The 10997-nt window shown below is 57.7% G+C and carries 8 protein-coding genes, 2 tRNA genes and 1 pseudogene; 10 read left to right on the top strand and 1 reads right to left on the bottom strand.

Going from position 1 to position 10997, the window contains the following annotated elements; all coding sequences use genetic code 11:
* Nucleotides 1-11 precede the first annotated feature (11 nt).
* Nucleotides 12-767 (top strand): annotated as a pseudogene (locus tag ACQKEK_RS04340) (EAL domain-containing protein); the annotation flags it as partial.
* Between the two features lie 309 nt (nucleotides 768-1076).
* Here ACQKEK_RS04340 and ACQKEK_RS04335 read toward each other — a convergent pair.
* The gene (locus tag ACQKEK_RS04335) at nucleotides 1077-1388 is read right to left on the bottom strand and encodes a hypothetical protein (protein ID WP_499141189.1); all 312 of its coding nucleotides are present in this window, start codon (nucleotides 1386-1388) and stop codon (nucleotides 1077-1079) included.
* A 411-nt stretch (nucleotides 1389-1799) separates the two neighbouring features.
* On the opposite strand from ACQKEK_RS04335, the gene ACQKEK_RS04330 reads away from it, so the two are divergent.
* The 9 genes from ACQKEK_RS04330 (at nucleotide 1800) to rfaH (ending at nucleotide 10992) form a co-directional block, all read left to right on the top strand.
* Nucleotides 1800-1876 (top strand) — tRNA-Met (locus ACQKEK_RS04330).
* Nucleotides 1877-2058: 182 nt separating this feature from the next.
* Nucleotides 2059-2135, top strand: a tRNA-Met gene (locus ACQKEK_RS04325).
* A 750-nt stretch (nucleotides 2136-2885) separates the two neighbouring features.
* Nucleotides 2886-3659 carry a hypothetical protein gene (locus ACQKEK_RS04320; protein WP_499141188.1) on the top strand — a complete coding sequence of 258 codons (774 nt, stop codon included), beginning with the start codon at nucleotides 2886-2888 and terminating at the stop codon, nucleotides 3657-3659.
* 60 nt (nucleotides 3660-3719) lie between these two features.
* Nucleotides 3720-4901 carry a DegT/DnrJ/EryC1/StrS family aminotransferase gene (locus ACQKEK_RS04315; RefSeq protein ID WP_499141187.1) on the top strand — a complete coding sequence of 394 codons (1182 nt, stop codon included), beginning with the start codon at nucleotides 3720-3722 and terminating at the stop codon, nucleotides 4899-4901.
* Between the two features lie 22 nt (nucleotides 4902-4923).
* Nucleotides 4924-6450: a lipopolysaccharide biosynthesis protein gene (locus ACQKEK_RS04310; RefSeq protein WP_499141186.1), complete on the top strand. Its 1527-nt coding sequence runs from the start codon at nucleotides 4924-4926 to the stop codon at nucleotides 6448-6450.
* Between the two features lies 1 nt (nucleotide 6451).
* Complete coding sequence (locus ACQKEK_RS04305; protein WP_499141185.1) at nucleotides 6452-7381, top strand: glycosyltransferase family 2 protein; 930 nt, start codon at nucleotides 6452-6454, stop codon at nucleotides 7379-7381.
* 64 nt (nucleotides 7382-7445) lie between these two features.
* A complete protein-coding gene (locus ACQKEK_RS04300) occupies nucleotides 7446-9656 on the top strand; it encodes a polysaccharide biosynthesis tyrosine autokinase (protein WP_128120552.1) in 2211 nt (736 codons plus the stop codon).
* Between the two features lie 20 nt (nucleotides 9657-9676).
* Nucleotides 9677-10420 carry a WbqC family protein gene (locus tag ACQKEK_RS04295; RefSeq protein WP_128120551.1) on the top strand — a complete coding sequence of 248 codons (744 nt, stop codon included), beginning with the start codon at nucleotides 9677-9679 and terminating at the stop codon, nucleotides 10418-10420.
* Between the two features lie 47 nt (nucleotides 10421-10467).
* A complete protein-coding gene (gene rfaH / locus ACQKEK_RS04290) occupies nucleotides 10468-10992 on the top strand; it encodes a transcription/translation regulatory transformer protein RfaH (protein WP_499141183.1) in 525 nt (174 codons plus the stop codon).
* Nucleotides 10993-10997 lie beyond the last annotated feature (5 nt).

Below are 10997 nucleotides of genomic sequence, written 5' to 3'. Positions count from 1 at the left end.
ACGAGACCATCATGACCGTTACCGAGCAGTTGAGCACGCTGGATTCCATCCTTGCTCACGGCAGCGTTACCAGCCTGTTCCAGCCCATCGTGTCGCTTTCCGAACGACTCATCCTCGGCTACGAAGCGCTGACACGAGGGCCATCAAACACCTCGCTACACTCCCCTATCAACCTGCTCGCAGCGGCTCGACATGCCGGCCGACTGAATGAGCTGGAGATGACCTGTCGCGAGAATGCCTGTCGTCGCTACAGCCAGCAGCAGCTGCAGAGCAAACTATTCCTCAACGTTTCGCCCGAAACGTTATTGGATGCTAAGCACAAGCCGGGCCGCACTCTAGAGTTACTGCATCAATACGGCATCTCTGCCGACAAGGTCGTGATCGAACTTACGGAGCAGACGCCCACCGACGATTTCGAGCTGCTTCGTGCCGCCTTGCATCACTACCGTGACATGGGCTTCTCCATCGCCCTGGACGACCTCGGTGCTGGCTATTCCAGCCTGCGCATGTGGTCGGAGCTGCGCCCGGATTACGTCAAGATTGACCGCTACTTCATAGACGGTCTTCACCGCGACGCCGTGAAGCGCGAGTTTGTCGAGTCGATCATGAAGATTGCCAGAGCGTCACAGGCTCAGGTCATCGCGGAAGGCATCGAGCTGAGTGAAGAACTGCACATCCTTTCAGACATGGGCATCGACCTGGTCCAGGGCTATCTGCTGGGGCGACCTGAGGAGGAGCCAAGCGCCAGCGCTAGCCTTCGTCTGCCCAATTTTGCAAATCATGGCAAGCCGCTAGGGGACGACCACCCAGCTTGGACGCTCTGGCATTCAAGCAAGGCGCGCTCCTTTCCTTCCATCCGGGCAGCCTGTTGTAACTGTTCCATCAACAGGCAATTTTGAACGTTGCAGGGCGACACGCAAGCGGTCTTCAACGTAAGCAAAGCTGCTGTCCGGCGATCTGTCACAGCAGCGCCACCACTGACGATGGAAGATCTCGTCGAAGCTAGCAGCCGTGGAGGCAGCATCGGGGCGAGGGTATTCTCCTTTCGCCATTACGGGCTCATAGAGCGGGTTCGATCAATCCTGATCTCGATCGCCCAATGTCCGGCGCGGGCGATGCTCCATATCGGTATCCGTGTCGCCATGGTTGGATTGCTCGTAAGCCTGCTGCGTTCGCTGGTCGGGTACTTTGCGATCCTTATCAGACTGTTCCGGTAGTCGCTCGATACCCGCACCGGTGCCCATGGACCCATTACCTAGGGTTCGATCGACCGAGCCCGAGTTCTGCGCCAGCTGAACGGTTCCTGGCGTTGTTACGCCAGCTGTTGCCGTGACTGTAGCTGTAGCTGCAAGCGCCGCTGCCAGCGCGATAGGCAAATAGCTCCGCATACCCTTCTCCTCTATTCGAGTCGCTCCCAGCAGTTTAGGCAGCCGGCTGCCGGCATAGGTCCACGTTGCCGACAGATGGCAAGCGGAACCGTTGTTTGCATTTCGCGGTCCACTACAGCGAGAGCTGATGATGTCTGGTTAGAAAGGAATCCAACGATGATCACACCGCCACTGGTAATTCTTATGATAGTGATTGGCTGGAGTGCAGCCGCCCTGGCGATGCTTTGGGGCATGCTGCGAATCGCGCGTCACCATCACAAAGCGTCCCCTGGCGCACGACCGGCTCGACACCAGCCCCCCTCGGCCGAGCCCCACGCCGCGCATGTTTCGCTAACTGCCTGACGAAAGATTGTCCGTTTGGCAATAAAACCGTGACAGATCAACCGAAAGATGTAGAATGCCGCCCACAGACGCGGGATGGAGCAGTCTGGTAGCTCGTCGGGCTCATAACCCGAAGGTCGTCGGTTCAAATCCGGCTCCCGCAACCAAATACGGAAAGGCCACTCAATCGAGTGGCCTTTTTCGTTTGTATCGCCGTATGAGGCCTGAGTGGATACGCTCAGCTCGTTGTGCCAAGCCAGCCAACCTGGCTAACCACCTGAAAATAAAACGCTTTATCGCCGCGGAAGGTTGACACGGGTTCGTCAGCCTGTAGAATGCCGCCCACAGACGCGGGATGGAGCAGTCTGGTAGCTCGTCGGGCTCATAACCCGAAGGTCGTCGGTTCAAATCCGGCTCCCGCAACCAAATAGAAAGGCCACTCATTGAGTGGCCTTTTTTTGCTGTTCGCTTTTTCTCAGAAAGAACTTGTCTCGCATATAAAACCGCCCCTTCTTTTAATTTTTCGGAATAAATGAAGAAGCTTTCAGCGCGCATCTATTTACTGCGCAAATGGTCGTAGATCAAACGGATTAGTTCCGAAGATTGAGCCAAATTAAGCCCCTCGCGGCTTTCGCCTGCCTATTAGAGTAAGAACTCCCTTTGCTATCAATGGATTGAGATAAAGCACCTCATTTGTGCGCTTATTTTTTTGTTTCGGATCTTGACTGCCGCCAGGTTCTGAATGTTAACTACATCACATAAATCAGCGGCAGTTCATTTAGAGCGGCAAACCAAAAAAGAAGCCGGTACTGCGCTGATGCACACGGATGGCGTTTTCCCCAGTTGCAGCTGGGCTGCCTGCGACAATAAATACTTTGAAGCTTATCTCGAATTCTAGCCGAGTGCGGTAGCTCTGTCTGAAGCCCACTGCGGAGCCAGCAACTCTGGTTCAACAGCAATGCAGACAGGGCCCACGGGCCACCTAAGCGGCTGGTGGCGGTAGCTTTGCCAGAACGAATTACGTTAGCGAAAAGCCTATGCAGCGCTACTTGGGCTCGTAGTTTTTTAAACGGTAATGCCACCTGCACCTGCCAATACCGTTGTCGAGCAGATTTGACTGCCCTAAATACCTGACTAAAACGCTTACTCGACTGTATTATCCAACTGGAGTGCATCGTGAATACATCTTTTCGCAACTTGGAAGCGTCAGCTCTTCAGCTCGTTACCAACGAAATGAACAACAAAGGAAGTTCCTGCATTGCCAACTTCCTATCAAACGAACAATTGTCATTGCTTCAAGAAAGCGTCCGGGTCGAGGCCGAAAAACATAAAGGAAGTTATTTCGCGCATCATGGTGGCGTCGAAATAGAGAGTTGTCTGTTGGGCGCGCTAGGCGCTTCGACAGAGTTTCGGAATATGTTGGCAAGTGTCTATCAGGCTGGCGCAGGGCAAGCCGCTTATAGCGATGAAATACTTAAAGTCCTGCGCTGTGTGCAGGGGACCTCAGGCCGGCGCGAGTCCAATTGCTTTCACTACGACGCCAGTCTGGTCACCGCACTGCTGCCCATCGAAATTCCCCAAGACGGGGTCGATCGGGGTGATCTCATCCTATTCCCCAATGGTCGCCGCATACGCTCCAATGTCCTGATTAACGTTGTGGAAAAAGCGATATTGCAGAACGCACTGAGTCGGAAATTGATCAGCGCTGCCATCCGCCACAAACTTTTACGCCCCGAAAAGCTTCAACTTGTCCCAGGCAATCTCTATCTGTTCTGGGGCTACCGCACACTGCATGCGAACGAACCCTGCGATCCCTCCCACCGCCGCGCAACAGCCATTTTCCACTATGGCGATCCGCACGCCGGTAGCTTCGCGACCCGCATGATCCTCAAGCTGAACCAGCGTCGGGCACGACGCGCAACAGCCCTAGGTACGCAACCTACTGCGTGATCTGACAGACGCACTTTTTTGCGTCTGCTATCCGATGTGACGACCGATAAGGACATCGAGATGATCAATGTCACCAAATCGTATCTGGGCAATAAAACCAAATTCTTGGGCTACGTCGACAGCATCTACGCATCCGGTTGGTTGACCAATCATGGTCCGCTGGTAACTGAGCTGGAGGAGCGGCTGCGCGATTACCTAGGCGTCAGAAATATCATCCTGACCAACAACGGGACCTTGGCGCTGCAGATCGCTTATCGGGCACTGAACCTCAGCGGCAGCGCCATTACCACTCCGTTCAGCTTCGTCGCCACCACCAGCTCGCTGCAGTGGGAGGGCGTCCGGCCGATATTCGCCGACATCGACAAGGCCACCTGGAACATGGATCCCCAGCAGATCGAAGCGAGGATAGAGGCCGACACCCAAGCGATCGTGGCCACCCATGTCTTCGGCAATGCGTGCGACGTCGAGACTATCGCGCAGGTTGCGCAGCGGCATCGCCTGAAGGTGATCTACGACGGCGCCCACGCGTTCAGCGTCCGCTACAAAGACCAGTCGGTATTCAACTGGGGCGACATCAGCACGCTCAGCTTTCACGCAACCAAGCTGTTCCACACCATCGAGGGCGGCGCCATCGTCACCAATGATGACGCCTTGGCGGAGAGGATTCGTTTGCTCTGCAACTTCGGCATTGTCGACACCGACATCATCGACGGCATTGGCATCAACGCCAAACTCAACGAATTTGCCGCCGCAATGGGCCTGTGCATCCTCGACGACATGGCGTTGATTCTGGAGCAGCGCGAGGAAATCGCCAGCCGCTACGAACAACAGCTCGGTGATCACTTCGACTTGCAGCGCCAGCAGCCGTACTCACAGCGCAACCACAGCTACTTCCCGATAGCCCTGACGGATGAAAAGCAACTGCTGCAGTGCCGGGCGGCGCTTAAGAACAAGGGCATCAACCCGAGGCGCTACTTCTACCCCTCTTTGGACACGCTCAGCTACGTGCAGCCGCAGATCCCACAAACCGAGTCTCGCGCCCTGAGTCGCCGGGTGCTGTGCCTGCCGATCTACCCGGGCCTGCCACGGCACGTTCAGAACACGGTTATCGAGACGCTATTGAGTCAGTCATCCCAGGGCAGCCACCTGGCCACCGAACGCATCTGGCCTCAGGTCGCTGCCAGTCTGTTGCTGGAAGACCGTTTAAGCCCGCCAGCCCCAGCGTACAAGCGCATTTACTGACTCAATCAGAACGGCTGACGACATGTCCGATCGAAATCTATCGATGCTTCGCAACACCGGCCTTAGTTACGCAGGCCAAGCGTACGCCATGCTCATCGGCATTCTTATCCTGCCTTTCTATCTCGGGCACCTGGGCGCCGAGGCCTATGGCCTGATCGGCTTTTTCGCAGTACTGCAGGCCTGGCTGCAGCTGCTGGACGCCGGCCTGTCCCCTTCGTTGGTTCGTCAAATAGCGCATTTTCGCGGTCGTAACGGCTCCGCGGCGCAACGCTACGAACCGGGACAACTGCTGCGTTCGTTCGAACTCATCTTCCTGCCGTTGGCTCTGCTCACCGCGCTCAGCATCCATTTCGCCAGTGGTTGGATCGCTCACCAATGGTTGCAGGCAGAGGAGCTAAGCAGCGCCACGATCGTCCATTGCATCAGCCTCATGGGCTTGATGATCGGCCTCAAGCTCTACGCCACGCTCTACAAGAGTGGTCTGCAAGGCCTTGAGCTACATGCATGGCTGAACAGCGCAAATGTCATCGTCGCCACGCTGCGCTATTTCGGTGGGCTGTTTCTGGTGGCCAATATCAGCCAGAACCCTCAGGACTTCTTTGTCTTCCAGGCCGCTGTCGGACTGCTCGAAACGCTTATCTTCGCCGTCAAGGCGTACAGTTTGATGCCCAATCCGAAGCTGCTGACCGGCTTCAACTGGGCAGTGGTCAAGCCGGTTCTGCCCTTCGCCGCTGGCATTTCGCTGACCTCGGTGCTGTGGATCGTCCTGACGCAGCTGGACAAGGTGCTGCTGTCCAACGTGCTGCCGCTTAAAGAGTACGGCTATTTCTCGCTGGTCGCGCTGATTGCGACCGGCATCATGACGCTGACCAATCCATTGGTGCAGACGCTGCTGCCGCGGATGACGATGCTCGTCGCTGAAGACCGGATCGCCGATATGCAGGCGCTCTACCTGAACGCGACCCGGTTCGTCTGCAGCCTATTGTTCCCGTTGGCGGGAGTGATCGCGTTTCACGCCGCCGATCTGGTTTTCGCCTGGACCGGTGACGCAGAAGCAGCTAACTGGAGCCGCCAGATACTGCCTTGGTACGTGGTCGGCAGCGCGATCATGGCCGTCACCGCCTTTCAGTTCTATCTGCAGTACGCCTACGGCCAGCTGCGCCTTCATGTGTGGTTCAGCGTGGTCAGCGCAGTGCTGAGCATTCCCGTGGTCATTTACGCAACCCTTGAGCATGGCGTGTACGGCGCAGCGCTGGCGTGGTTCGGGCTACGCATGCTGACCTTTCTGGTCTGGCCGTCGATGGTGCACAAGCGCTTCGGTGCCGGCCTGCATCGACCCTGGCTACAAGATCTGTTGCGTATCACGGCCATGACCGGCCTGGGTCTGCTGATCGGCGAACCGGTGTTCGCCGCCATCGCCAGCGAAAACCGATTCGACATTCTTCTAGGGCTGGCCGTCAGCGGGCTGATCTGCCTGACGCTGGTGGCCTTCACCTCCAGGCCGGTAGTGATGCGGCTTTACGTAATGATGACCAAGTCGAGCGTTTGAAATGGATACCCAATCGAAAACCGAACAGGACGTCATGGCAGCGTGGGGCGATCAACGATCTCCCCTGCTGAGCATCATCTGCCTGACCTACAACCATGCAGCGTTCATAAAGGAAACGCTGGAAGGATTCATCCGGCAGAAAACCGATTTCCCATTCGAGGTGATCGTCCATGACGACGCCTCGACCGACAGCACCACAGCAATCATCCGTGAATACGCCGCGCGCTATCCGAACCTGATCAAGCCGATCTATCAGCGGGAGAACCAGTACAGCCTAGGGGTGCCGTTCAGCACGCGCCTGTTCGCTCAGGCCAGCGGCAGGTACATCGCCTATTGCGAAGGGGATGACTACTGGACGGATCCACGCAAGCTGCAGATCCAGGTGGACTTCCTCGAAAAACATCGCGACTACGTGATGACCTATCACGATGCATTCATGTTCAACAGCCAGGGCGTGGTCCGTACCCCTCATCTGACCGGCAAGTATCGGAAGGACGCGAGCGCTCTACAGCTGAAACAGGCGCGCCCGATTTCAACCCTGACCGTCTGTTTCCGCAATCTGGTGCATGAGCTGCCGCCGGAGCTGCACGGTGTCGAGGTTCTGGACATCTGTTGGTGGTCGTTGCTTGGTGCTCATGGCAAGGGCAAGTTCATCGGAGAGATCAAACCTGCGGCCTACCGGGTGCACGAAGGCGGCATCTTCTCAATGCGCAGCAGCAAGCAACGCATCCAGATGACCACGCACGCCTATTACAACCTCGCGCGTTACTACCAGCGCATCGGCGATTCATCGCTTTACGAGTACTTCATGATCCAGGTGTTCGCTCAGGTACTCGCTTCGATCTCCCCCCTCAGCAAGCTCCAGGCGCTGGGCCAGGTCTTCCAGAACATCAGCATCAATCTTTTGCGCAGGCTGACCCCAGGTGTCTGACGAACGCCTGGCCGTCACGCCCGCTGCTACACCGATGGCGCAACACTCAAGGAAGGAACCCGCAATGACTGCAATGGCCCGCTCTTCGCTGGACTACGACGGCGATAACCGAATCGATCTGGCGCGCATTCTGCGCGTGGCGTTCGATCACAAGCGTCTTATTTTCACCATCACCACCCTCTTCGCGCTGCTCGGCGTCGCCTATGCCATCGTCGCCACGCCCATCTACGAAGCCACGGCGATGATCCAGATTGAACCGAAGAAGGCGGGCATCACCGGCATTCCAGAAGCCGTGCCCCGGCCGAACTCGGTATCCCAGGCGATCACCGAAATAGAACTGATCAAATCCCGTGCTGTGCTGGGCAGCACGGTCAATGATCTGAAGTTGTACATCACCGCACGGCCCAAGTACGTCCCGCTGCTTGGCAGCTACCTGGCCCGCCAACACGACCCCGTAAAAGACGGCGAGCTGGCTGCGCCGTTACTGGGAATGGACAGCTACGCTTGGGGCGGAGAAAAGCTGGACATCTTCCAGCTGGACGTGCCGGAAGCCTACCTGGGCGAAAAAATGCTGCTGCGTGCAGGCACTGCCGGCTCATACCGGCTGTACGACGCTGATGAAAAGTTGCTGCTGACCGGCAAGATCAACGAAGCCGTGCAGCACGACGGTTTTCGGGTACAGGTCGCCGAACTCAAGGCTCGCCCCGGCACCGAGTTCATCGTCGTGCGCAGCCGCCCGCAGACCACCGCGCTGGACTACCAGAAGCGACTGAAAGTGGGGGAAGCCGGCAAGGACTCCGGAATTATCTACCTCACGCTCGAGGACCCGGATTCGGAGAAAGCCAATCGCGTGCTCGATAAGATCAGTCGCCTGTACGTGCTGCAGAACATCGAACGCAGTTCCGCCGAAGCAGCCCAGCGCCTGGAGTTCCTGCGGACACAGGTGCCATTGGTGCGCAAGGAACTGGAAAAAGCTGAAGCCGCCCTCAATGACTATCAGACCAGCGCCCAGTCGGTGGATATCAGTATTGAGACCAAGGGCGTGCTCGATCAAATCGTCGCGCTCGAATCCCAGATCTCGGAGCACAACCTCAAGCGCACTGAATACAACCAGCTCTACACGCCGGAACACCCGACCTACCAGACGCTGATGAAGAAGATCGGCCAGTTGCAGGCGCAGAAAGCCGCGCTGATGGGGAAAATCGACACCCTGCCGATGACGCAGCAGGAACTCCTGCGTCTGAACCGCGACATGCAGGTCACCACGCGCACCTACACGCTGCTGTTGGACAAGGCACAGGAGCAGGACATCCTGCGTGCGGGCACCATCGGCAACGTGCGCATCATCGACAGTGCCTACGCGGTGGTGGAAAAACCGGCCAAACCCATCAAGCCCCTGGTGGTACTGGTTGCGATCTTCGTCGGGCTGCTGGTGTCGGCGATGGTGATCTTGCTACGACAGGTGTTCTATCGCGGTATTGAAAGCCCCGAAACCATCGAACATCTGGGCACACCCGTGTATGCGGCGCTGCCCTTCTCGCCGAAACAGGAGCACCTGTACCGGTTGCGGAAAATCCGCGATGGCCGAAGCAAGCTGCTGGGTCGCGCCGATCCGGCCGACCTGGCGATCGAATCTCTCCGTAGCCTGCGCACCAGCCTTAAGTTCGCCATGCTCGAGGCACGCAATCAGGTGCTGGTCATCACCAGCCCTACTCCCTCGGTGGGCAAATCCTTCGTCGCCAGCAATCTGGCCTCGGTCATCGCTCAGGCTGGTCAGCGCGTACTGCTGATCGATGCCGACATGCGGCGCGGCTATCTGGCCGGCATGTTCGGCCTAGCGCCGCGCAACGGTTTGTCAGACGCCTTGGCCAGCGGTTTGCAGCTCGCCGCCGTAGTCAACAAAACCGATCAGGCCAACCTGCATTTCATCGCCAGCGGGCATTCCGCGCCCAACCCCTCAGAACTCTTGATGCATGAGAACTTCGCCCGTTTGCTGAAAGAAGCCGAGCGTGAATACGACTTCGTGATCGTCGATACACCACCGGTGTTGGCGGTAACGGATGCCGTCCTGGTTGCACAACAGGCCGGCACCTGCCTGTTGGTGGCCCGTTATGGGCTGAGCACTGCCGCCCAGGTCGAAGCCTCCAAACGACGCTTGGCGCAGAACGGCGTACTGCTCAAGGGGGCCATCCTCAATGGCGTCAAACGCAGGGCCTCGAGCTCCGCCTACGAGACCGGTGCCTACGGTTACTACAGCTATTCTCAAAAAGCCTGACACACGCGAGGGATAAGCCCGTGCTCAGAACCGTCTCGATGATGCAGCCCTATCTGTTCCCCTACCTTGGCTATTTCCAGCTGATCGCGCGCAGCGATGTCTTTGTGCTGGGCGACGACCTTCAGTACGTCAAGGGCTCCTGGATTAACCGCAACCGAGTGCTGGCGAACGGGCAGCCAAAACTGATCACGTTCCCGTTGCGCAAAGCCAGCCAGTTCTCCCCGATCAACCAGCGCTGGCTATCCGACGAGTTCGAGCAGGAAGCTCAGAAACTGTTGAAAACACTGGAGCTGGGCTACTCACGCGCGCCACACAAGGCCGAGGTGATAACGCTGGTGCGCCAGATTCTGGCTCATCCGGAGCGCAACCTAGCGCGCTTCATCGAAAACTCCATTCGGCGGATCTGTGCCTATCTGCAGATCGCAACGCCTATCCGCATCGGCTCGGAGTTGGGCTTGCCGGCACGCATGGACAAGCAGGAACGCGTCGTCACCATCGCCCACAAGATGAACGCCGAGCTATACATCAACCCCATTGGCGGCACGGCGCTCTACTGTCCTGCCTACTTCAGATCGAACGGGCTGGTGCTGCGTTTTTTGCGCATGGATGACCTGAGCTATCCGCAGTTCAACCATCCCTTCGTGCCCTCGCTGTCGATCATCGACGTATTGATGTTCAACAGCCGAAGCGAAGCGCAGGCACTGCTCAAACGCTTCTCCCTGGTCGAAGGAATAGAGCAGTCGGCCACGTTGCAAGGCGCGTGACGTCGACAGAACGGACATTGAAATTTTCACTACGGAAGGCAGTTCATATGACCTCGCTCAGCATCGCTCGCTGGTACCTGATCCAGACCAAACCCCGCCAGGAAAGCCGCGCCGAAGACAATCTTCGACGTCAGCACTTCGAGTGCTACCGGCCAGTAAAGCCAAACGCCGCAGGGAACGGAAAGGCGGACGAAGCGCTCTTTCCGGGCTACCTATTCATCCGTCTCGATCGGAAGCTGGATAACTGGTATCCGATCCGCTCCACTCGCGGCGTCGCCCGAGTGGTGGCCTTCGGTAGCGAGCCGACGCCGGTCAGAGACGAGCTGATCGAGCAGTTGCGCCAACGCCTGGCGGCCCCGTCCCAGAAGCCGCAGTTCGAACCCGGTGAAAAGGTGCAGCTGCACGGCGGCAGCTTCAACGAGCTCGAGGCGATCTTTGTCAGCGCTGACGGCGAGAAGCGTTCGGTGATCTTGCTGAACCTGTTGCAGCGTGAACAAAAGGTCCGTGTGCCCACGCGCTACCTCTGCAGCACCGCCCATCCTGGCCTAGCGCCGGCCTGTCGAGCGGATTGAGGGCT

It is taken from the genome of Pseudomonas sp. NPDC077408, assembly GCF_050269105.1.
Classification (GTDB): domain Bacteria; phylum Pseudomonadota; class Gammaproteobacteria; order Pseudomonadales; family Pseudomonadaceae; genus Stutzerimonas.
This window is presented reverse-complemented; position numbering and strand designations above follow the sequence as displayed.